The organism is Microcoleus sp. D3_18a_C4 (assembly GCF_036702415.1).
GTDB lineage: Bacteria > Cyanobacteriota > Cyanobacteriia > Cyanobacteriales > Microcoleaceae > Microcoleus.
On sequence record NZ_JAUBTI010000105.1, the window covers coordinates 1 to 22,523 of the forward strand.

The following is a 22,523-nucleotide window of genomic DNA, read 5'->3' on the forward strand; positions in this document are numbered from 1 at the left end:
TATTGTACAATACGCGAGCGGGGACGCTCGCACTACAATAAAAAAAATGCTTTTTACAAAACTGAGATGCTCCCTCAGAAAGAATGTTTTAACTTTTAACTTTCGACTTCTTATTGCCAATTATCAATTACCAATGACTGATGACTAATGACTAATGACTCTTGACTAATTACCATTTAGGTTGACTTTCTATCAAAAGTGTGGCTGCGATACTGTCTATCGGCTTTGAGAAAAAGTATCCTTGTCCGTATTCGCATTGCAGCGCTCTGAGTAAATTAAGCTGTTCGCTGGTTTCGATTCCTTCAGCAATTACATCCATGCCTAAATGACTGGCTAAAATTAAAATAGTCTGTACAATCGCTTCGTTGCCTTCATCTTCAGTCATGCGGCTGACAAAAGCTCGATCGATTTTTAAAGCATCAGTTGGAAAAGTGTGCAGGCGGCTCAAAGAAGAATAGCCAGTGCCGAAATCGTCAATATATAATTGAATTTCTAAATTTTTCAATTCCGCGAGGATAGCGACTGCTGATTCGGAATTCTCCATGATGACGCCTTCAGTAATTTCTACCTTTAAAGTGCGGGGGTCAAGCTGAGTTTCTTGTAAAATTTCGCGAATGCGATCGATTAAATCCGGTTGTTTAAATTGTTGGTTAGAAAGGTTGACGCTGACAGTCAACGGCGGATTTGCTGGGAATTTTTGGTGCCACTCGTGGATCTGACGGCAAGCCGATCGCATCATCCACCAGCCCATAGGTATAATCAATCTAGTTTCTTCAGCTACTAAAATAAACTCGCCAGGAGATACGACACCCCGCTGCGGGTGATACCACCGCATCAGCGCTTCAAAACCGCTGATTCTACCAGTAACTAGAGAGACGATGGGCTGATAGTAAAGCTGAAATTCCTGGGAGTCTAAAGCGCGTCGCAGGTCGTTTTCCAGTTGCAAAAGGGCGACGGCGCGAGTGTGCATACTTAAGTCAAAAACTTCGTGGCGAGCTTTGCCCAATCCCTTAGCATGATACATGGCAGCATCTGCATCTCGGAGCAGTTCTTCAGGCCGATCGTACAATATTGGGAACGGGGCATTGGGAACAGGAGAGTCAGAAGATAAGCAAGACAAAGAAGTTTCCCGATCGATATTTCCGAGATTTTCGGGACTCGACAGTTTGCTGGTTTCCCTTGGATACCGAGGAAAACCAGAACAAACAATCCCAATGCTAGCACTGGTAAAAACTTGATACTCGTTAAGGTAAAAAGGCTCTGCCAGTTCCGCCTGCACTCGTTCGGCAATCTGGATCGCATCCTCGGTGCTTTTGATATCTTCCAGCAAAATAGCGAATTCGTCGCCGCCGAGACGGGCAACGGTATCTCCAGCGCGCAAACAGATTCCCAGGCGCTGCGCGATCGCGATCAGCAACCGATCGCCCACTAAATGCCCCAAACTGTCGTTAACAACCTTAAAGCGATCGAGATCGATAAACAGCACCGCAAACAAAATCTCGGGGCGGCGTTTTGAAAGATCGATCGCGTGCCCCAAGCGATCCATAAATAAAGATCGGTTGGGCAAACCGGTTAGCATATCGTGCAAAGCATCGTGTACTAACTTATCTTCGGCTATTTTGCGGAGGGTAATATCTTCGACAGTGCCTTCGTAGTAAAGTAAATTTCCGTCAGGATCGCGAACTGCCCGGCCGTTCTCGGAAACCCAGATAGTAGTGCCGTCAGCGCGGTAAACTTGGGACTCGAACTCAGACACAAAACCGTGTTTTTCGATCGCGCGCAAAAACTCGACGCGGCGGTTGGGATCGAGGTAAAGTTGGCGGTCGATGTTGCGTATGTTCGCGATCAAGTCGGCGGCCGAGGAGTAGCCGTAAATTCTCGCCAAAGCAGGGTTAGCGCTGAGGTAGCGCCCGTCAGGCGTTATCTGGAAAATGCCTTCGATCGCATTTTCAAAGATACTGCGGTATTTCTCTTCCGCCTGTTGCAGCGCGAATTCTGCCTGCTTGCGATCGGTGATATCGGTCAACGTGCCGAGATAGCCTAGAACTTCCCCGCTTTGGGTAATTTCTGGCACTGCTTGCCAAAATACCCAGGTTGTGAAGTCACCGTTGCAAAAGCGGAACTCTAACTTACAGGGCAACTTGTCTGTGACAGCGCGATACCACTGGCTCAAAACACGATCGCGGTCTTCGGGATGCAAACTTTGGGCCCAACCTTGGCCTAGTGCCTTTGGCGCAGTCAATCCCGCCATCTCCAAAAATCGCTCATTGACGTACAAGCAATCTCCAGCAGCGTCGGCGCGGAAAATCCCGACAGGCAGTATTTTTGCCAAGGTGTAATAGCGGTATTCGCTTTCTAGCAGCGCGCTGGCAGCTACTTTAGTCTCGGTGATGTCAAACATTGCGCCTTGAAGGATAACAGACTTGCTTGCTTCATCGCGAACTGCGGTCGCTCGATCGCGGAACCAGACGACTCGGCCGTTGCGGGCGATCGCGCGGTATTCTGAAACCAGCGACCCCTCGCAGAAGATATCTTCTCCATCGCTGAATTTCTGTGTGGCGTTTTCAACTAACACGCGGTCACGGTCTTCTGGGTGAACGAGTTTCAGCCACAGGTCGGGATCGGCTCTCCATTCAGCTACAGAATAACCTAGAAAAGTCTCGATTTGCGGGCTGATGTAAAGTTTGGCAGCCTTGCGGTTGAGAGGAGAAATGTAGGTGACAGCGGGCATTTGTTCTACCAGGGCGCAGTATTTCGCTTCTACAGTGGAGAGTGCGGCTTCTAGGCGCTGCCGCTCTAATTCGGCGGCGGCCCGTCCGGCAAAGATGCTGAGAATTAATCGGAATTTGGCAAGATGTGCTTCCACCAGGGGTCGATCGTGGAAAATACAAATAATGCCTAAAGGTTCGCCGTAAGAGTTTTTCAGCAAGACTCCCAGGAAACTGCGCGCACCTGTAACTACCGGTCTGCGGTCTTCTGGAAAGGTTTCCCCAAGGTAGTCTGGACAGGAATACATTCCCCCCTCCAGCACCCGCGCTTCGGGAGTATTGGCGGTGTCGTACTCAAAGTTTGGCTGCTGCTGTCCGTCGCTCCAAAAACTGATAAGTTGCAATCTATCGGCAGCAGCATCGGTGCGTGCCTTCGACTTAATCGATTTGGCAGCGACGGCGGTGCGAACTCCGAGTGCTGAGGCTAAGTGGCCAACTAAAGCATCAAAGAATTCTGCTCCCCCCGGCGACTCAGTACCTGCTAGGATTTCGCCCAGCAAATCTTCCTCTAATTGCTCGGAAGCAGTAACTTTGGGAGGATTCTCGGCATTCGGGCGATCGAGATTTTCCCCCATCGAACCCGAAATGCTCAGACTTAGGGTTTTGCAGGTTCCAGGCCCCACAATAGGCGAAGAATTCACAGTTAGGCGCTGTTGCTGGGCGAAGAATACAGAGCGGCCCATACCTAAAACTTTACCCAAGAAGCTGTCAGTTGCCGGCCACCGATTTGAGTTGGGAAAAATCAAAAAGTTTTTCTGCATTTTCAATCCCGCAGATAAATCGTCTGGCTTTAATTCTGCCAACTGCCGTTGCTCTTGGGCTAGCGGTAGACTAGATGGCCTTCGCTGCCACTTGAGATAAATCGCGGACACCACGGCTAAAGTCGCCGATAATCCCAGAAGATATGCAAGAATCTCAAAGTAAAAAAATAAATCTAGATCGAACATCGATTAACACCGCTCGACAATTGTTGTAGTTATCTGAAGCCAATCTATTTAAAAATAACTAAGTATCGCCACGGATGGGTAACGAATACAAGGTCAGATCGCCGTGAAGGCGACAAGAGAGTTAACAGTTGACAAAAAACCGGGCAATACTTGACATTACCCAACTTTTTGTGGTTCTTTTCGTACAGGCTCAACCCGTACAGGTGACACTGCAAACCCATCTATACGGTTGTGGCACTCCTCTAAGGGTGAGTTTACGTTTACTTTTATAATCATATTTAACGCTGCATTCACATCAGCATTAATCCGACTGTCATTCAAAGACCGAAACCACCCACGTTTACCTCCCTTACCCTGGTAAGACTCTTGCTTACCGATCGGCTCTAAATCCAAAAATCTGCACTTATTTGTATAAGATGCTTGTGTAACTATTACCTTGATCCCGACTAACTCAGTTTTGTAAGTAATAAATTTTAGGAGATGGGTATGAGGAATTACTACAAAAGTCTGATGCTCTTTTGGTGATTTTATATTTTGTTTATTCCTCACATTTGTGCCAATAATTAACAGGATTATTTTCTCATACACCAACCGCTTGACCATCAAACTGGTTTGATGAAGGTAGTTTTCTAATCGCTTGTTTCGATTAAAGGTGATTTGCTGGATTTGGCGCGTCGTAGATTTTCCCGGATCAAGTTTTGACACTAAAAATGCTCGGCGCTGATTGAAACCTTGAGGGATTGATTTGAGATGTTTTTTATCATAGATAGTTGGAATAAATGTTGGCTTATTAGATGCCAAAGCGACGAGGCGATCGATCCCTAAATCTATACCTGCTATGAGGTGAGAATTTAAATCCACCAACGTTACAAGCTTTTGATGGGCAGCCTCAACAAAGTAGAGCGCTGTTTCAAGACCTATCCTTACCTTGATGACCTTTTGGGATTTTGTAGAAATTATTATGTCACTTTGAGATAAATGAAGTAGTCCATTATTTTTGTCACCTCCCCTTTTTTCTATCGATTGGTTATCCTGACTTAACCAGTTACGTCCCCAGATTGTATGTTTGTAGTGGGGGATGCTGGGGAGGAATAAAAATCGAGGTAGATATCGGTCAGAAGCTATTCTTGACTTTTGGCAATCCTCCCAATCGTGAACAACTTGTTTGAGAACTTGATTGCTAATTTTAGCAGGGAATGATTGAGAGCCTTCTGTAGGTTTTAATAGTGCAGATAACTGTCTGATAATTCTGGTATTAGCAACTTTAGAGCCAGAAGTAAAAAAGGGTTTCCTCATATAATATTTACCACGATCGGATAGATTTCGGGACAGAAACGATAAGTCATCAAACTGTTTATAAAACTGATGCTGCCGAGCTATGTAATGCCTTTCAACAACCCTCATAATTTTGGGGAGAAACGAAAAGTTTTTTGTTGCTTTGCTAAGCAAGATACAATAAAGTCTAGGGATTATCTGATCTAGTGTAACACCCATGATGAAAGCTATCGTTTTTCAAACCCCCGGAAGCCCGTCCGTATTGAAACTGCAAGATATCCCCGCCCCTACTATACAAACAGAAACAGATGTTTTGGTACGGTTGCGAGCGGCGGGTATCAATCCGATAGATACTAAGTTGCGATCGCGCGGCACTTTTTACCCCGAGAAAACTCCTCACGTTTTGGGGTGCGACGGTGCCGGAGTCGTAGAGGCTGTCGGTGCTGGTGTGCAAAGTTTCCAAGTGGGAGACGAGGTTTTTTTCTGCAATGGCGGTTTGGGCGGGTCGATCGGTACTTATGCCGAGTTTGCCGTTGTAGACGAACGCTTTCTCGCCCTCAAGCCGGCTGCTTTAAGTTTTGCCGAGGCGGCGGCGGCACCGTTAGTTTTAATTACAGCTTGGGAATCGCTGTACGATCGAGGGCGCTTGCAAGCCGGTCAAAAGGTGCTGATTCAAGCTGGTGCCGGCGGTGTCGGCCACGTCGCGGTACAGTTGGCAAAATTGCAGGGTGCAGAGGTTTGCACAACTGTTAGTTCTGAGGAAAAAGCCAATTTTGTCAAGCACTTAGGTGCAGATTCAGTTATTTTATACAAAAACACCAATGTTGTCGATGAGGTTTTGACTTGGACTCAAGGACAAGGAGTTGATTTGGCTTTCGATACAGTCGGGGGAGAAACTTTTTACCAAACTATTCCGACTGTGAAAATTTATGGAGATTTGGTAACAATTTTGGAACCCGATCCGGCTTTGGGCAATTTGAAAACAGCGAGAATGCGGAATCTGAGAATTAGTCTGGAATTAATGTTGACACCGATGCTGGAAGGTTTGGTGGAGGAACAGGAACAGCAGGCTCATATTCTGCAGAAGTGTGCTCGTTTGTGCGATCGCAACTTGCTAAAAATTCACGTCAGCAAAACTTTCCCTCTTGAAGAAGCGCAAGCCGCTCACGAACTGTTAGAAACAGGCTCAGTAACTGGTAAAATAGTGCTTGAAATTGGGGGTTAAAAATGCGGATGCTTAAATAAATAAGAAATTCACAACTGATATCATGTCCGGTCGAGGAACCGCGATTTTTGTAGGGCGAGTTCACCAAGAATACCTGCCAATAATTGACAATCTCAAAAACCCGCCCCGACCGGGATATTATGGTTAATCGATCGGACATGATATGAAATTATTGGATAGAAAAGTGCAAAATCCTCGTTAATAATTTTGAGATAACTCTGGCTAATTCGACGACCAAGGTGAATCTTTGTTTTCTATCAAATCCGTTGGCATCGGAATGATTCATCTGTCTCTTCCGTTTCTCTGTATCCTCTGCGCCCTCTGCGGTTTAATAATTCCAATACCACCGGAATTCATATTATTAGGCTGATGATTAAAAAGCTGGCAGCCTAAAAGATGTCAAATCGGTTCTATAAAAAAGAGCAAAAACCGCATAGGGAAAATGCCATTGTCGATCGATAAATTTGGGCGTCAACTGCTGAAGTTGACACCACGAAAGGCACGGCGCCGTATCCTAATGTTGGATAACTAAGGAATGAGAATTAAATAACTTCCACAAGTTTGTGGGATGGGCGTCCCGCCCGTCCAAAAAAGACGGGCGGGACGCCCATCCCACAATAACAATTAAAATTGTAAGTTATTTAATTCGCGAGCCTAACGGCGATTTACTTGTAACCAAATTTCCAGCGTCACCAGCAGCCACAGCTTCAGCCCATAGCGGGGAAAAACTTCTCCACGATAGTTTAGCCACTCGCGGATTAGTGTTCGATCGAGGTAAGGCGCGATCGCCGCATGACGATTCAGCAACAACGATCGCGCTTGCCGCTGCCAATCCCTCAAAAACCACTGCTGCATCGACATCACCATGCCAGTTTTCGGACGGTTGACAATCACATCGGGCAGCAAATCCGCCACAGCAGCTTTGAGAACCGCTTTTTCCTGCGCGCCCGAAAGCTTATATTCTGGCGGAATTTGCAAACTCAGTGCCACCATCCGCGAATCAAACAAAGGCGATCGAGCTTTTAGTCCCGCCGCAGCCGTGAGATTATTCACCTTAGTCAAAATGTAATCGGCTCCTTTAAACTCAATGTTGAGCCGCATCAGCCGATTCAAAAACGTCGTTTCTGTCTGTTGCAATTCCTCAGCAAAGACGGAAGGCGCATTCTTCACCTTTTCCCAAACCTCCGGCTTCAGCAAACGTGGCAAATCCACATAGCATTTTTGAAACGAAGTCAAGTAAGCTGCGATCGAATCTGGTTTACCCTGAATTGAACCATACAAACTGTTGAGCAGCATCGGCTTATTTTTCGGCCCGCCAAAGCACGGATCGCCACCTTCGCCATTCAGTACCACGTCTGCGAATTGCTTTGCCGATCGCCCCAACAGCAAATTGGGCACCGTCAAGCCTTCCCCCACCGGATCATCCATCGCCGCCAGCGTTTCCGGTAGCAACTCCCAAATTTGCTTTGGCGAAACTTCTAAAATATGGTGCTCAGTGCCACAATGTGCTGCAACGATGTTGGCAAATTCAATCTCGCTGGGATATTGAGCGCCAAAGTGCATCGAAAAAGTGTGTACCGGGCGATCGTGCAGCCTTGTGGCGATCGCGGCGACGCAACTTGAGTCAATACCACCCGAAAGATATGCTGCGACTGGTTCTCCCGCTGGTAGCGCTTCCTGCACCAGTTGTTCCAAAAGCGATCGCACTTGTTGACTATGCCATTCCAAAGGGCGATCGGCGTTAGTAATTTGCTCCTGTGGCTGCCAGTATCTCTGCGCCTCAATATCCGGTAAGTACAGGTAGCTACCGGGCCGCAACTCTCGCACCGCTTCCCACAGCGTTTGTGATCCGGGTACAAAGGCACAGCACAAGTAGTCGCGCAAAGCAACTAAATCAAGTTCTCGATCGTGATACGGATTGAGCGATCGCAGTCGAGGCGCAATATGGCGAGTCGTTCCCGTGCGAGTGTAATACAGCGTTTTTGCTCCCACGCGATCGCGCCCCAGACACAAGGTTTGCTCGTCTCGATCCCACACAGCAAGGGCAAATTGTCCTTCCAATAAGCTCAAAGTTTGAGGGCCGGATGTTTCCCATAACTGTCCGACGATCGCCAAATCGGTCAATCCATCAGTATCAATTTGTTGTTTGACTAGCAAAGTGCGATCGAAGCAGCAGTCACCAATCAGCACAAATCGCTGATTGGGGCTGAAGGTGGGTTCAGCTCCGATTATGGCAAAATCGGAAGTTTCCCAAGTTGCAGGGTGCGATCGGGCTTCTGGGCCCCAAGCAATGACCCAATTAGGGTAGATAGACTTCTGATTTTCCATTGATTTATTAACCTTTTTATGGACGGGCAGGATGCCCATCCCACAATAAATTCACTCTTTGTGGAACAGGCATCTTGCCTGTTGCGGGCAGGATGCCCATCCCACAATAAATTCACTCTTTGTGGAACAGGCATCTTGCCTGTTGCTGACGCCAGTAATCGGAGAATTGGGATAAATCGCAAGTGCCGCCGTCTGTAAAACCGGGAAAAACAATTGATTTATTAAGCTTTTTATGGACGGGCAGGATGCCCATCCCACAATAAATTCACTCTTTGTGGAACAGGCATCTTGCCTGTTGCTGACAGTGGTGCAAGTTAAAAAATGTTTGAAAGTAACTTATAAATCAATCTAAAAATAGCTGTTCCAGCGATCGCACCCAAAGCACCCAACCATCCCACAAACAACACGCCAGTGATCGGAGAATTAGGATAAATCGCAAGTGCCGCCGTCTGTAAAACCGGGAAAAACCACAGCAAAGCCAGAGTACCTGCACCAATAATCAACATCTCAGTTTGTTCGATCGCCCTGCGGTACTGGCCGTAAATCAAACCCGCCACAATCATCCCCAACAATCCGATACTCAAGCCAGGAGAGGGCAGCAAACTCGTCAGGGCGATCGCCAGCACTCCCGCCTCAAAACCCGTAAACGCCGCCCCCGACAAAACCTCCCAAATCGAAAAAGTCGCTCTCTGCGAAGGTTGCAGCCCTCCGGGAGGTGTAGCAGGAACAGGTACAGGAGGCTGCTGAGTCGGTGGTAGCTGCTGAGTCGGTAGGGGAGTCGGAGTCCGTAGGGTCGGTGGCTGCACGACGATGTTAGGCTGTTGAGGCCGAGACATCAGAGCAGCTTCCACCTCCGCTGCAGATTGAAAACGCTGGCTGGGAGCTGATAATAACATTCGATCGAGAACATGAGCCAAACGCGAACTTACCTGCACCCGCGACTGCCAATTCCATTCGTTTCTGTAACTATCAAACAACTCCGTCGGCTGCAAACCGCTCAGCAAAGTAATACAAGTCACAGCCAAAGCATACAAATCGGTTGCCGGATAAACTTCTTGCCCGCTCATCTGTTCTGGCGGAGCGTAACCCAAAGAATAAATACCAGTCGAAGCTTTTGCACTCCCAACACTTTGTGTTACTTGTTTAACAGCCCCAAAATCTAATAAATAAAGCCGACCGTTTTTACCCCGCATAATATTAGCAGGTTTAATATCCCGGTGAATCGAACCGCGAGAGTGCACAAAATCGAGAACCTTCAAAATTTCCCGCAGCACCTCCACGGTTTCGGCCTCCGAAAACCTGCCTTTAACAGCTAGTTCATCCTCCAAATTTTGACCGTCTATAAATTCTTGAACCAGATAGAAAAACTGATCGTTTTTTCCCGGCTGCAAACTCGTAACAGTCAGCTCAAAAAAAGCCAGCAAACTCGGAATTTGGGAATGTTCGTTTCCCAGTTCTTCCAGCACCGCCGCTTCCCGTTCAAACAGAGTTTGAGCGATTTTTAGCTGGGGCGGAGTCAGACTTACCGACGGCTGCAAAAGTTTAGCAACGCACTGCCGCATCGCGGGAGTATAGCGGTCTCTGGCCAAAAATGCCGCCCCAAAACCGCCTTGACCCAACAACCTCACGGGCAAATAGCGCCCGCTCAAAATCATGGGCATCCCGCAAGCGGTGCAAAACTTTTGCTGCACCGTTTTCAGCCGCGAACTGTCATCGAGGTCGGGAAAATAGTTTTGAGGGCGCGGGCAGCCCGGTCGGGTGCAGTAAACTTCCATTTTTGTTTGCTAAGAAGAAGGAAGAGGGAAGAAGAAAGAGGGAAGAGGGAAAAGGGAAGAATGAAGAAAAAGTGATGGTTAAACCAAATTTCGATTTCTCAACTAACCGCGAACTGCTAACTGCCAGCGACCTAAGAGATTAACTTCCCGCCGAGTTGGGAGTTGCTATTTCTATGAATCCCAAATCGAGCGCCGGGGGTTCTTTCTTCTCCAGGATGGTCGAATAAGTGGCAAACTGGGGCAAAATTTCATTGCTGAAAGCCTCTGCTGCTTTAGAACGGTAGCGGTTGGGGTTGTAAATCAGCGACAAAATGCGAGTTACCAAAACTTCGTCCATTTGAGATTTGTGCAAGACGCCCATTAGCAACTCTTTTTCGATCGCCGAAACCGACACAAAAGCAGCTCCCAGCCCCGACTGAACGGCATTTTTAATGGCTTCGATCGAATTTAGCTCCATCTCTATTTTCAAGCGGCGCGTGTCTATGCCGCAGCGAGTCAGTACCTGATCGATTACTTTGCGGATCGTAGACTGCGAATCGAGGGATATAAACTGCAATTTGTAAAGGTCTTCTTTTTGGATAGTTTCTTGTTGTACCATCGGGTGAGATGGAGGGAGAATCAGAGCCAGTTCGTCCTCAGCGTAAGGAACAATTTCTAAAGCTTCTACAAGTTCGGTAGGAATTTCTCCGCCAACAATTGCCAAATCGATTTGCCCGTTGGCTACACTCCAGGCCGTGCGGCGGGTCGAGTGAACGTGAAGCTGTACTGCTACATCCGGATACTTTTGGCGAAACATCCCAATCATCCGGGGCAGCAAATAGGTTCCCGTTGTTTGAGAAGCGCCGACGATCAAAGTACCGCCTTGGAGATTTTGCAAGTCTTCCAGAGCTCGACAAGTTTCCTGACAAAGCGATAAAATTTTCTCGCCGTAACTCAGCAGCAAGTGTCCGGCTTCGGTCAGTTGAGCTCGCCGCCCCCCCCGGTCAAACAACGGCACGTCCAATTGTCTCTCTAAGTTTTGCACTTGCAAGCTAACTGCTGGCTGGGATACATAGAGGCTGTCCGCAGCGCGTTTGAAGCTTCCTTCAGAGGCGATCGCCTTGAGAATGCGTAACTGGTCTAAAGTGAAAGGAAGGTCAGACATATATCTAAATTGTCAGTAGGTTTAGGGGCGGGTCTTCTGTCAATCTCTGCGGTCAATCGACAAGCTGGTTCGATTTGGTGTGCAAAAGTCGGAGTTGACTTGGATGCCAGTCATTTGGCTGCAACACACGCAACCTTAAAGTCAGTTGTACTCGTCCTCTGTCTTCGGTCTTTAGTTGCTATTGGCTCACTAATGACTGATGACTGATGAGTGATGACTGATAACCGCTGAATGCTCCCATAGATACTTTGTGACACAAATTGGCCGAGAATCAATAACTTTTCTTAATATTTGCAATGACGATCGACTTGGCGCTCGACTCCCACTTAGTTATTCTGGGTCTGTTACTGGTTTTTGCGATCGCCCACAGCGGTTTAGCAGCCCTCCGGCCCAAAGGTGAAAAGCTGATCGGGCCGAGACTTTACCGCGTTTTGTTTGCCCTTGTCAGTTTGCCGCTAGCCGTCATTCTGATTGTCTACTTTTTCAACCACCGCTACGACGGCGTACAGCTTTGGCAAGTACAGGGAGTACCCGGAGTTAAACCTGCAGTTTGGATACTTTCGGCAATTTCCTTTCTGTTTCTGTACCCAGCAACTTTCAACCTCCTAGAAATTGCCGCCGTCCAAAAGCCCCAAGTTCACCTCTACGAAACGGGCATCATTCGTATCACCCGTCACCCGCAAATGGTGGGACAGGTGATTTGGTGCGTCGCCCACACCCTGTGGATTGGCACTAGCTTTACCCTCGTCACTTCCATCGGTTTGGTACTTCACCACCTGTTCGGAGTGTGGCACGGCGACAGGCGACTTCAGGCTCGTTTTGGAGAATCCTTTGAAACCATCAAATCTCGAACCTCAATCATGCCTTTTTTGGCAATCCTACAAAAGCGTCAAACCCTTGATTTGCTTGAGTTTCTGCGCCCTTCCTATCTAGGTGTAGTCATTTTTACGGGCCTGCTGTGGGAAATTCATCCTTTTTTGATGCGTGTCACTAGGAACATATACTGGTAGCATGATCCCTAGGATAGAAAAAAATTATTAAATTTTGAGGGCTCATGGTGTTGTCGGTTAGCGAACGCACTTTTGCACAAGAGGTGTTTCAAGCCTCTACCCCCGTTTTAGTTCACTTTTCCGCCCCCTGGTGCGGTTTGTGCCGCGCGATCGACCCCACGCTTAAGAGTTTTGAGGCACAGTGGGCAGAAAAAGTCAAGCTTGTAGGGGTGAATGCCGATCAATGTTTCAAGTTGGCCCATACTTATCGGCTGACAAGTCTGCCCACGCTGATTTTGTTTGAGGGCGATAAAGTTCGATTTAGATTTGAAGACTACCAAGGACGCGAGGAACTGCGGCGGACTCTGGACTCCTGGATGCTCGCGGCTCAGGTAGCTTCCCCATCTCAACGGCTGCAACTTCAGGAAGTAGCCAAGAGGTAACGGTTCCAAGGCTTTCGGCTCTTGTGTACAATGCCTTCGGCTTTTAGGTCGGAAGCAGAAGGCATTCCCCATTTGTCCCTCAACCATGCCACACCAAAATAAATCTCGCCGTCTTGAAGGTACAGGACTGTGAGATTTGTCGTATAGTTTTCGTTTGCACCGGAATAATTTTCGGCGTTTAGTGCGATCGTCTCGCCCGCGATGAAAAAAGTAGTGCGATCGTCTCGCTCGCGATCGCATTCGGCTATAGCAATACTTAAAGAATTGGATCAAGTATTTTGGCCTAGTCGCGCAGGCGTGTGCCACAATTTGTAAAGAATTGTGGCAATATCTAGTAGAAACTTTAAACTACCTATCAGTCATGGAACTGCTTTATCAATACGCTTGGCTGATCCCAGTCCTGCCACTGGCAGGCGCAATGCTAGTAGGTCTAGGCTTAATCACCTTTAACCAGGCAACCAACAAACTCCGACAAGCGAATGCGATATTAATCGTCTCCACACTCGGAGGGTCAATGGTACTCTCTTTCGCATTGCTGTGGAGTCAACTACAGGGCCACGCACCCTACACCCGCAGTATTCAGTGGGCTTCTGCGGGCGACTTCTCGCTGAATATGGGCTATATCATTGACCCCCTGACGGCGGTGATGCTGGCGATCGTCACTACGGTCGCCTTTTTGGTGATGATTTACACCGACGGCTACATGGCTCACGATGACGGGTACGTGCGCTTTTACGCCTACCTGAGCATCTTCAGCGCGTCGATGTTGGGTCTGGTAATCAGCCCGAACATCGTTCAGATTTACATTTTCTGGGAACTGGTAGGTATGTGTTCATACCTGCTAGTCGGATTTTGGTACGATCGCAAACCCGCTGCTGACGCTTGCCAAAAAGCTTTTGTCACCAACCGCGTCGGCGACTTCGGCCTGCTGCTGGGCATCCTCGGCATTTACTGGGCAACCGGCAGCTTTGAATTTGAGGTGATGGGCGAACGCCTGCACTCATTAGTCGAATCCGGTGCTCTTTCGGCGACTCTGGCGACAATCTTCGGCGTCCTGATATTTTTGGGCCCAGCAGCCAAATCCGCTCAATTCCCCCTCCACGTCTGGCTCCCAGACGCAATGGAAGGCCCGACACCGATTTCGGCCTTAATCCACGCCGCGACAATGGTAGCCGCCGGCGTATTCCTGATCGCTCGGATGTACCCAGTGTTTGAAGGGCTGCCTGCAGTCATGAATTTGATCGCGTGCACCGGCTGTTTTACGGCATTTATGGGTGCTTCGATCGCGATTACCCAAAATGACATCAAAAAAGGCTTAGCCTACTCCACCATCTCCCAACTCGGCTACATGGTGATGGCAATGGGCGTCGGCGCTTACAGTGCCGGACTTTTCCACTTGATGACTCACGCTTACTTCAAAGCAATGCTGTTCCTGTGTTCAGGTTCAGTGATTCACGGTATGGAAGCAGTTGTAGGCCACAACCCCGCACTCGCTCAAGATATGCGAGTCATGGGCGGCTTGCGGAAATATATGCCGATTACCGCTTCTTGCTTTTTAATCGGAAATTTGGCAATCTGCGGAATTCCGCCCTTTGCTGGTTTTTGGTCAAAAGACGAAATCCTCGCCAGCGCCTTCGCAGCAAATCCCGCTTTGTGGGCTGTTAGCTGGCTGACGGCGGGGATGACCGCGTTTTATATGTTCCGAATGTATTTCAGCACCTTTGAGGGCGAATTCCGGGGCAATGACAGCGCCATCAAACAGCAACTTCTGCAACCGGGTTTGGTTTTCGGCCCTGGAGCGATGAACGTTAAGGAATTGGCATCAACTGGCGAAAGTCACGACGAGCACGACCATTTCCCTCACGAATCTCCTCTGACAATGGCTCTGCCATTGGTAGTGTTGGCAGTACCTTCTGTGTTTATCGGTTTTCTCGGTACGCCGTTTGCCAATTATTTCGAGCAGTTTGTTCGCGCTCCAGGCGAGTCTCTCGAAGAAGTTTTGGAACACGCTGCTGAGTTCAATTTGACGGAATTTTTGATTATGGGCGGAAGCTCTGTAGGTATTGCTTTGCTGGGCATTACTTTGGCTTCTCTGATGTATTTGAGCCGTAAAATTGACGCAAGTGCGATCGCCCAAAAAATCAAACCGCTTTACGAGTTCTCCCTCAACAAGTGGTATCTCGACGATATCAACGATTTTCTCTTTGTCAAAGGCAGCCGCCGTTTAGCGCGGCAAGTCATGGAAGTGGATTTGCGAGTCGTCGATGGTGTAGTCAACCTGACCGGTTTGGTCACGCTGATTACCGGCGAAGGTTTGAAATACTTTGAGAGCGGTCGCGCTCAGTTTTATGCCCTGATTGTGTTTGTCGCAGTTCTGGGTTTTGCGATCGTGTCTGGAGTCAGTTAAATCGGTAGGGACACGGCCTTGTCCATTGGTGTCAACAAACAGGTAAAACCGATAGTCCGACAGTCCGACAGGGAATGAATTCCCTGTCTCAAAGCTAAAGTCCTCTCAAGAGGACTGAAGAACTCCTTCAAACTCTTATTGTGGAACAGGCATCTTGCCAGTTCAATACTGGCTTTTTTGGAGATATCTATTAGTCCTCATAGCGAGGACTTTCGCTATTAGCCAGGGGTTTCAACCCCTGGCGGACTCGCGGACTTGCAGATGTTCGGCTTAAGTTTACACGCTTTGGGCATTGCCGTATCCCCAGTAGGAGATATTTGAAGAAATGGTATTATCTCAATAACTCACCATTGACAATTAGCCAATAGAAATAAATCTTTCATTAAAATTCACTGTTGCGATCGCATAAATTGTCCAAATAATAGCAAAAAAAAAATGTTCCGTCTAAAGAAAGTATAAAATTTCGGCTAAAATTGGCAAAATGTGTTTAAACCTAATAACTGATGGATCATTTTAAAACGCAATGGATACAGCTAACTTTCCCTGGTTAACAACAACAATTCTGTTTCCCATTGCTGCGTCCTTGCTGATTCCTTTAATTCCCGATAAGGATGGCAAGACGGTGCGGTGGTATGCCCTAATTGTCGGTTTGATCGATTTTGCCCTACTTGTTTACGCTTTTTACACTCAGTACGACTTCAGCAATCCAGATTTGCAACTGGTAGAAAGCTATACTTGGGTGCAGCAACTCGATTTGAATTGGTCGGTGGGTGCTGACGGTTTATCGATGCCGCTGATTTTGCTGACTGGTTTTATTACTACGCTGGCTACTTTAGCTGCTTGGCCTGTCACATTTAAACCGAAGCTTTTTTACTTTTTGATGCTGACAATGTACGGCGGCCAAATCGCAGTTTTTGCCGTGCAGGATATGTTGCTGTTTTTCCTAGTTTGGGAACTGGAATTAGTCCCGATTTACCTGATTTTGTCCATCTGGGGCGGCAAAAAGCGGCTCTACGCAGCAACTAAGTTTATCCTTTACACCGCAGGCGGTTCGCTGTTTATTTTGCTGGGCGCGCTGACGATGGCGTTTTACGGGGATACGGTGACTTTTGATATGCGGGCGATCGCAGCTAAAGATTACGCCCCCAATGTAGAATTGCTCCTGTACACAGGTTTCTTAATAGCTTACGGCGTCAAACTGCCGATTTTTCCGCTGCACACTTGGCTCCCTGACGCTCACGGCGAAGCAACCGCACCCGCCCACATGTTGCTAGCAGGAATTCTCCTAAAAATGGGCGGCTATGCTTTACTGCGGATGAATGCGGGAATGCTCCCGGATGCTCACGCTGTCTTCGCACCCATCTTGGTAATTTTGGGCGTGGTTAACATTGTTTACGCCGCCTTAACTTCTTTTGCTCAGCGCAATTTGAAGCGAAAAATTGCTTATTCTTCGATTTCGCACATGGGGTTTGTGCTGATTGGGATAGCTTCGTTTACCGATTTGGGAATTAGCGGTGCAATGCTGCAAATGGTTTCCCACGGTTTAATCGGGGCGAGTTTGTTCTTTATGGTGGGCTGCACTTACGATCGCACTCACACGCTCATGCTCGACGAAATGGGCGGTGTAGGACAGAAAATGCGTAAGGTTTTTGCGATGTGGACTGCTTGTTCTATGGCTTCTTTGGCTTTGCCGGGAATGAGCGGTTTTGTAGCAGAATTGATGGTGTTTGTGGGTTTTGCAACCAGCGATGCTTACAATCCTGTGTTTAAGGTTTGTGTGGTATTTCTAGCTGCTGTCGGGGTGATTTTGACTCCGATTTATCTCCTGTCAATGCTGCGTGAAATCTTCTACGGGCCTGAAAATAAGGAATTGTCGGAACACGAGGAATTGGTGGATGCGGAACCGCGAGAAGTGTTTATTATTGCGGCTCTGTTAGTGCCTATTATTGGCATTGGTTTGTATCCTAAGATGCTGACTCAGGTTTACGATGCGACTACTGTACAGTTGACTGCAAAGTTGCGCGATTCTGTGCCGTCGCTTGTGGCTAAGGCTGCTACGGATAAAACTGTGTCTTTGCGCGCACCGGCGATCGAGCCGAGTAAGTTGTGATTTGAACGAGATTTAGGAATAAAACCCCCAAACCCGATTTTAAAATCGGGTTTGGGGGTTTTATATTTTTTTGGGGCTGGAGCTTGTCTATTAGGCGTTGCTTAATACAGGTATGAATTCAATATTTCCCAATTGCTATAAGCCCAGTATGGTGAGTTTTGTAACTTCAAGCGAAAAGTTGATTCATACCGTGAATCAGCAACGCCTTAGAGGTTCGCATCCATTTGCGATGATGTTATATTTGAGATGTTCCGTCTTAACAATTTGATACTCAAAGAGAATGACAGAATATAATATTTTAAAGCATTATGTCCAGCCACTTTATCTCAACGTTTTACACGGTAACTTTTTACGACGGATTGACAAAGAAGATGTAGATGCGTTTGTGGACTCGACAAGAGTTGCTTGATATGAAGTAACTGACAAAGAACTTATCCAGATGTATAATGGTTGTTGGAGACATACAATTACTGCAAGTTGGCTTTGTGGAATTGGGCGCTTTCCACACCATCTCAAGAAAATTGAAAGTTTGCTGATTCCAAGTCAAACTTGTTATGCAGGACAATTTCATTGTTTTGCATTAGCTCGTTTTGATGATGCTGAGTCGGTAAGAGTTTTGCGATCGTATCTCGACACATACTTACCCGTTGGTGAGCGACAATACGACCAAGAATGGGCTATTGGAGCCTTACGGTGGTTAGATCGCAGGCATGGAACAGATTATGCACAGGTTTATCTAAAAAACTCCGATAATTGGAAACTTAGATATCTAGACCACGAGTATGGGACACTAAGGCCAGAGGAAGGAATTCTCCACTTTCAAAAGGTTATGGACTTTGTAGACAAGTATTTCCCAGAATTTGCGACGTAGATAGCTCGGCTTCCTAGATATCGATTTGCCTAGAATAAGCGATAATAAATAATATGCCATTTTCATTGTAAGAGTGTGCTAGCCATGACTGAGTTACTGGAGCGTGCGATCGCTAAGTTGAAAACCTTGTCTGCAAGTGAGCAAGATGCGATCGCCTCAATGATTTTGGAAGAACTTCAAGACGATCTAAGATGGGATCGAGCATTTGCGAGTTCTCCCGATGTTCTTGCTAAACTTGCAGCCTCCGCAATGGCTGAGTATCACGCAGGTAAAACCCAAGAACTCGATCCAGAAACATTGTGAAGTCCCGTACTACAGCCGAATTCCGTAAATCTTTTGCGGCACTGCCAAAACAAGTTCAAGAGCAAACACGCGAGGCATATCGCCAGTTCCAGGAAAACCCAAGTTATCCCAGTCTGCGTTTCAAAAAAGTGCATCCAGAGTTACCAATCTACTCTGCTAGAATCAGCAACAACTATCGAGCCGTTGGTCAGTTGGATGGAGATACTGTGATTTGGTTTTGGGTTGGTTCACACGCAGAGTACGACAGGTTGCTATCTCAGTTATAATGGTTATTTCATCTACTTTAGTTTAACTTTATCAGAACGTTCACTGCGGTTGTTGAAAAAGACCATGAAACTGCTTTTGAGCTTTATACTGAGGCATTTTTATGTTGAACGTGACAGTTGACGAAATTCAGCGCGATCCTTCAAAGTATATCCGTCAAGTGGAAGCAGGTGCAACTTTTGTTATCCTGCAAGCAGATAAGCCGATCGCCGAACTCTGACCTATTTCTAGCAGCAAGCAATTACGACCATTCAGTTTGTGTGCAGGCGAGTTTACTGTTCCAGAGGATTTCGATGATCCTTTGCCAGAAGATATCCTCAGTGCATTTGAAGGTAAATGAAGATTTTGCTAGATAGGCACATCAACTACAGTATAATTAATAGTTATGCCGTGTGAGTTATCTTTTGAGGCATAGTTCTAAGGTTACTGGTGGGTAATGAAGATTTATGAGCTATTCAGACGCATTTTCACCCAACTACATTACTGCACGAGAGCGATTTCGAGCAGCATCTTCATCTTTGGGTTATCAGCACACAGCCTATCCAATTGATTGGGTCAGTCCAACTGGTGAAGAATTAACTATTGATGTGGCGATCGGTGGTTCTTCAAACCCACGACGATGTGTAGTCATTTCTAGTGGCTTGCATGGAGTAGAAGGCTTTTTGGGATCTGCAATCCAACTTACCTTGTTAGAAAAGCAGCAACTTCTCACATCCTTGTCACCTGATATTAAGGTTGTATTTATTCATGCTCTGAATCCTTATGGTTTTGCCTGGCGACGACGTTGGAATGAAAATAACATAGACTTAAACCGTAACTTTTTATTATATGAAGGAGTTTTTGAGGGCAGCCCAAAGGACTATCCTAAATTCAATTCCTTTCTAAATCCAACTTTACCTCCATCACGCTTTGAACCTTATATTCTTAAATCTATATGGCTGATATTGAGATATGGAATGACCAGTTTGAGAAACACTTTTCCTGTAGGGCAATACGATTTTCCAAAGGGACTTTTTTTTGGTGGTCATGCTGCATCCAAAACTCAAGAGATTCTAGCTAGCAATTTGCCCCAATGGATTGGTAATGCTTCAGAGGTAGTGCATATTGATTTCCACACAGGTTTAGGACGCTGGGGAACTTATAAGCTTTTGCTTGACGCATCTGCAACATCAGAATCTTGTTCAAGGCTAGCTCAACGATTTGGAGTAGAAACAATAGAACCGAACAGTACAGAAGGCGTGTCATATCCAATTCGCGGTGGATTAAAAACTTGGTGCCAAGCTCTTCTACCAGAGTGTCGCTATGATTTACTAACCGCAGAATTTGGCACTTACTCAACGATTCAAGTCTTGAAGGCATTGCGGGCGGAGAATCGTGCTTACTGGTGGGGTAAGTCAGACCAGAGCTATGAATGGACAAAAGACCAGTTGGTAGAAATGTTTGCACCCATATCTCACAAGTGGCGAGAACAATGCTTAAATCAAGGACTTGAGGTTTGTAAACGAGCCTTGATTGACTGAATGGGTTATGACGGTAAGCGATCGCCCTACTCAATACTTCAAAATTACCACTAGAACGATCGCTCTTCAATTAAGTACGTTAGCGAAGCCCTCGAAGAGGATCGCTCTCGGTGTTTCTAGCGTTAAGTTTATTGGTGAGTGTTCTGCATCAAGTTGGATGGAGACATTTTTACACTTGGCAAATTATATTTTGTCGCCGAAAGCTGTGCAACCATTTCTGCACGAGACGAAACGTCAAGCTTACGGAACATTCGCTTCAAAGCTTGCTTCACTGAATTCTCAGTAATCCAAAGTTCCCTCCCGATTGCTACGTTGGTTCGCCCCAAAGCAACCAATTCGGCAATTTGCAATTCACGAGGCGTTAGGCGTGAGGTCTTCAAAGGTTGGTGTTGCGATTCCCTACGGGATAGCTTCGCCGCGCGTACTGTTGCAGCCCAAACAGACAAATGCAAACAGATCGCACTCAAATCGGCTAGATTTTCTGTATCGAAAGCGGGCATGGATCGATCGCGCGTACAACCCACTACACCCATTAATTGACCGCGACTGACAATCGGCCCCGCCATCACGTGCCAATGATCGGGTCGGGGACAAATTATTGTCCAAACCTTGGGTGATGCCACCAATGCTTCATGGACAGGAGCATGACGTTCCGCTAAATAACGCACAACAGGATTGTGCTCGATCGATAGCCCAACTTTCAGTATTTTCTGAAGATTACTATCTACCAAGGGCAGTTGATCGAAGAAAAAGATTCCAGATCGCTTAGCTGCAAAATACTCACCGATTTTAGGCACGACTTGCGATCGCAAATCTTGTTCGTCCTTTACCTGGTCGATCGCTTCAAATAAAAGCTGCAAGGGACTTTTCCTGGTCATGGTGTCAACCGATTTTAGATTTTAGATTTTAGATTTTAGATTTTAGAATTGACCCCACGGATGAATCCGGGCGCTTGTAACCAAATTGCTTGATTGTGAAAAAGAGTACCCGATCGAGGTCTAGAAGCATTGCAATACTCGAATTATATTACCCTTGTAATCTCAAAAGCAACTTAACATGACAACCAGTTTGGAAACCGAGCCCGATCGCACTCCCACACGTGGGATACTCATCAGCTTTTATGTGACTTCAATCATCTTTAATGTCTGTTTGATTGCTCAGTTATTAACGGTTGGAGTTGCCTACTTCAATAATCCTGCATGGTGGAATATTCATGTTTGGCTAGTGCGAGGATACTGTGGGCTGTCATTAGTATTACTGGGATGGTCGTTTATCGCCCCATTCTCACGCAGAATACGACATCTCGCCGCAAGTTTGCCAATCCTGCTTGGACTACAATTTTCCAGCATTCATCTTAAAAGTCCTCTTCACCTAGAGATACTGCATCCTCTAATTGGATTTACGTTACTCTATGTTTCTTCAAGCCTTGTACATCGCCTATCGTCTACTTTATCGTTCCGCAACTATCAAAATAATCAACTTTGAGAGGTATAAATGACGCAAGATGCAATCTTCACTCCCTTCTTTGCCACAGTGTTTCTAACACTCCTAGTCTGGGTGTATATGTACATCCGCCGTATCAGTTTTATCAACAGTATAAAGCTTGCCCCGAATGAACTTGCTGTACCGGGCGCACTGGCACAAATTTCGCCCCCCAGCGTATCCAATCCATCGGATAACCTAAAAAACCTGTTCGAGATTCCGGTACTTTTCTATGCGCTTGTCCTATACCTGTTCATCACAAAGCAGGTGGATACAGTGTATGTGAACGCCGCCTGGGTCTTTGTTGTGTTTCGCACATTGCATAGTGCTGTCCATTGCACATTCAATCTCATCATACTTCGGTTCTACCTTTACCTATTTGCCACGCTCGCGGTGTGGTTCATCGCGATCCGCGCAGCACTTATTCACTTTGGCACAATCAATTAACGTCGTTCAAATGAGGTAGAAGTTATCAACAGTCGCCGAACAATGAGCGTGCAGCGGAAAGTCCACCCTGTTTCTGCCTGTTTTTTCCGGGTCTTGTGGCGCGGTCTGCAACTGAACCGAGTCGTTAGGTCGCGATCGCAATACTCAATAAGGATCGCGAATTAAATAACTTACAATTTTAATTGTTATTGTGGGATGGGCGTCCCGCCCGTCCTTTTTGGACGG

Annotated in this window: 17 protein-coding genes and 1 pseudogene; 12 read left to right on the forward strand and 6 right to left on the reverse strand. The window is 46.8% G+C overall.

Annotated features, from left to right (window positions below; genetic code table 11):
* Nucleotides 1-169 precede the first annotated feature (169 nt).
* Nucleotides 170-3,715 (reverse strand): EAL domain-containing protein, encoded by a 3,546-nt coding sequence (locus tag QUB16_RS27810; protein WP_333321181.1) that lies wholly within the window; start codon nt 3,713-3,715, stop codon nt 170-172.
* A 156-nt stretch (nt 3,716-3,871) separates the two neighbouring features.
* The gene (locus QUB16_RS27815) at nt 3,872-5,209 is read right to left on the reverse strand and encodes a transposase (RefSeq protein WP_333321183.1); all 1,338 of its coding nucleotides are present in this window, start codon (nt 5,207-5,209) and stop codon (nt 3,872-3,874) included.
* Between the two features lies 1 nt (nt 5,210).
* Here QUB16_RS27815 and QUB16_RS27820 point away from each other — a divergent pair, with 1 nt between their 5' ends.
* Entirely contained in the window at nt 5,211-6,215 is a 1,005-nt protein-coding gene (locus QUB16_RS27820) for a zinc-dependent alcohol dehydrogenase family protein (protein WP_333321200.1), read from the forward strand.
* A gap of 654 nt (nt 6,216-6,869) precedes the next feature.
* Here the strand turns inward: QUB16_RS27820 and QUB16_RS27825 are convergent.
* From QUB16_RS27825 to QUB16_RS27835, 3 genes are all read right to left on the reverse strand, one after another.
* Nucleotides 6,870-8,543: an asparagine synthase-related protein gene (locus tag QUB16_RS27825; protein WP_333321185.1), complete on the reverse strand. Its 1,674-nt coding sequence runs from the start codon at nt 8,541-8,543 to the stop codon at nt 6,870-6,872.
* Between the two features lie 314 nt (nt 8,544-8,857).
* A complete protein-coding gene (locus tag QUB16_RS27830; RefSeq protein ID WP_333321186.1) occupies nt 8,858-10,318 on the reverse strand; it encodes a serine/threonine-protein kinase in 1,461 nt (486 codons plus the stop codon).
* Between the two features lie 139 nt (nt 10,319-10,457).
* On the reverse strand, nt 10,458-11,462 hold the full coding sequence (locus tag QUB16_RS27835; protein ID WP_015174889.1) for a LysR family transcriptional regulator: 1,005 nt from the start codon (nt 11,460-11,462) through the stop codon (nt 10,458-10,460).
* A 296-nt stretch (nt 11,463-11,758) separates the two neighbouring features.
* Here QUB16_RS27835 and QUB16_RS27840 point away from each other — a divergent pair, with 296 nt between their 5' ends.
* The 9 genes and pseudogenes from QUB16_RS27840 (at nt 11,759) to QUB16_RS27875 (ending at nt 20,369) form a co-directional block, all read left to right on the forward strand.
* Nucleotides 11,759-12,472 (forward strand): NnrU family protein, encoded by a 714-nt coding sequence (locus tag QUB16_RS27840; RefSeq protein ID WP_333205681.1) that lies wholly within the window; start codon nt 11,759-11,761, stop codon nt 12,470-12,472.
* 44 nt (nt 12,473-12,516) lie between these two features.
* Nucleotides 12,517-12,894, forward strand: coding sequence for a thioredoxin family protein (locus tag QUB16_RS27845; protein WP_333321188.1), 378 nt, complete (start codon nt 12,517-12,519; stop codon nt 12,892-12,894).
* Nucleotides 12,895-13,255: 361 nt separating this feature from the next.
* Nucleotides 13,256-15,301, forward strand: a complete 2,046-nt coding sequence (locus QUB16_RS27850; protein ID WP_333321201.1) for an NAD(P)H-quinone oxidoreductase subunit 5 — start codon at nt 13,256-13,258, stop codon at nt 15,299-15,301.
* Between the two features lie 523 nt (nt 15,302-15,824).
* Nucleotides 15,825-17,411 (forward strand): photosynthetic/respiratory NAD(P)H-quinone oxidoreductase subunit D1, encoded by a 1,587-nt coding sequence (gene ndhD1, locus QUB16_RS27855; RefSeq protein ID WP_445251173.1) that lies wholly within the window; start codon nt 15,825-15,827, stop codon nt 17,409-17,411.
* Nucleotides 17,412-17,835: 424 nt separating this feature from the next.
* Nucleotides 17,836-18,282 (forward strand): annotated as a pseudogene (locus QUB16_RS27860) (DUF6000 family protein); the annotation flags it as partial.
* Between the two features lie 84 nt (nt 18,283-18,366).
* The gene (locus QUB16_RS27865; RefSeq protein WP_194067340.1) at nt 18,367-18,585 is read left to right on the forward strand and encodes a hypothetical protein; all 219 of its coding nucleotides are present in this window, start codon (nt 18,367-18,369) and stop codon (nt 18,583-18,585) included.
* The gene (locus QUB16_RS27870) at nt 18,582-18,851 is read left to right on the forward strand and encodes a ParE family toxin-like protein (RefSeq protein ID WP_333321190.1); all 270 of its coding nucleotides are present in this window, start codon (nt 18,582-18,584) and stop codon (nt 18,849-18,851) included. The genes QUB16_RS27865 and QUB16_RS27870 overlap by 4 nt, the downstream gene beginning before the upstream one ends.
* 101 nt (nt 18,852-18,952) lie before the next feature.
* Nucleotides 18,953-19,069 (forward strand): type II toxin-antitoxin system Phd/YefM family antitoxin, encoded by a 117-nt coding sequence (locus tag QUB16_RS33710; RefSeq protein WP_445251174.1) that lies wholly within the window; start codon nt 18,953-18,955, stop codon nt 19,067-19,069.
* 226 nt (nt 19,070-19,295) lie between these two features.
* On the forward strand, nt 19,296-20,369 hold the full coding sequence (locus QUB16_RS27875; protein WP_333321192.1) for a M14 family metallopeptidase: 1,074 nt from the start codon (nt 19,296-19,298) through the stop codon (nt 20,367-20,369).
* A 128-nt stretch (nt 20,370-20,497) separates the two neighbouring features.
* Here QUB16_RS27875 and QUB16_RS27880 read toward each other — a convergent pair whose 3' ends face one another.
* Nucleotides 20,498-21,247: a LuxR C-terminal-related transcriptional regulator gene (locus tag QUB16_RS27880; protein WP_333321194.1), complete on the reverse strand. Its 750-nt coding sequence runs from the start codon at nt 21,245-21,247 to the stop codon at nt 20,498-20,500.
* A 178-nt stretch (nt 21,248-21,425) separates the two neighbouring features.
* Here QUB16_RS27880 and QUB16_RS27885 point away from each other — a divergent pair, with 178 nt between their 5' ends.
* Both QUB16_RS27885 and QUB16_RS27890 read left to right on the forward strand, forming a co-directional pair.
* The gene (locus tag QUB16_RS27885) at nt 21,426-21,854 is read left to right on the forward strand and encodes a DUF6220 domain-containing protein (protein ID WP_333321196.1); all 429 of its coding nucleotides are present in this window, start codon (nt 21,426-21,428) and stop codon (nt 21,852-21,854) included.
* 9 nt (nt 21,855-21,863) lie between these two features.
* Nucleotides 21,864-22,298: an MAPEG family protein gene (locus QUB16_RS27890; protein WP_333321198.1), complete on the forward strand. Its 435-nt coding sequence runs from the start codon at nt 21,864-21,866 to the stop codon at nt 22,296-22,298.
* The last annotated feature ends 225 nt before the right edge of the window (nt 22,299-22,523 follow it).

Coding starts and splice junctions, on each gene's coding strand:
- QUB16_RS27810 (WP_333321181.1), bottom strand. CDS start 3,715: ATGTTCGATCTAGATTTATTTTTTTACTTTGAGATTCTTGCATATCTT.
- QUB16_RS27815 (WP_333321183.1), bottom strand. CDS start 5,209: ATGGGTGTTACACTAGATCAGATAATCCCTAGACTTTATTGTATCTTG.
- QUB16_RS27820 (WP_333321200.1), top strand. CDS start 5,211: ATGAAAGCTATCGTTTTTCAAACCCCCGGAAGCCCGTCCGTATTGAAA.
- QUB16_RS27825 (WP_333321185.1), bottom strand. CDS start 8,543: ATGGAAAATCAGAAGTCTATCTACCCTAATTGGGTCATTGCTTGGGGC.
- QUB16_RS27830 (WP_333321186.1), bottom strand. CDS start 10,318: ATGGAAGTTTACTGCACCCGACCGGGCTGCCCGCGCCCTCAAAACTAT.
- QUB16_RS27835 (WP_015174889.1), bottom strand. CDS start 11,462: ATGTCTGACCTTCCTTTCACTTTAGACCAGTTACGCATTCTCAAGGCG.
- QUB16_RS27840 (WP_333205681.1), top strand. CDS start 11,759: ATGACGATCGACTTGGCGCTCGACTCCCACTTAGTTATTCTGGGTCTG.
- QUB16_RS27845 (WP_333321188.1), top strand. CDS start 12,517: ATGGTGTTGTCGGTTAGCGAACGCACTTTTGCACAAGAGGTGTTTCAA.
- QUB16_RS27850 (WP_333321201.1), top strand. CDS start 13,256: ATGGAACTGCTTTATCAATACGCTTGGCTGATCCCAGTCCTGCCACTG.
- ndhD1 (WP_445251173.1), top strand. CDS start 15,825: ATGGATACAGCTAACTTTCCCTGGTTAACAACAACAATTCTGTTTCCC.
- QUB16_RS27865 (WP_194067340.1), top strand. CDS start 18,367: ATGACTGAGTTACTGGAGCGTGCGATCGCTAAGTTGAAAACCTTGTCT.
- QUB16_RS33710 (WP_445251174.1), top strand. CDS start 18,953: ATGTTGAACGTGACAGTTGACGAAATTCAGCGCGATCCTTCAAAGTAT.
- QUB16_RS27875 (WP_333321192.1), top strand. CDS start 19,296: ATGAGCTATTCAGACGCATTTTCACCCAACTACATTACTGCACGAGAG.
- QUB16_RS27880 (WP_333321194.1), bottom strand. CDS start 21,247: ATGACCAGGAAAAGTCCCTTGCAGCTTTTATTTGAAGCGATCGACCAG.
- QUB16_RS27885 (WP_333321196.1), top strand. CDS start 21,426: ATGACAACCAGTTTGGAAACCGAGCCCGATCGCACTCCCACACGTGGG.
- QUB16_RS27890 (WP_333321198.1), top strand. CDS start 21,864: ATGACGCAAGATGCAATCTTCACTCCCTTCTTTGCCACAGTGTTTCTA.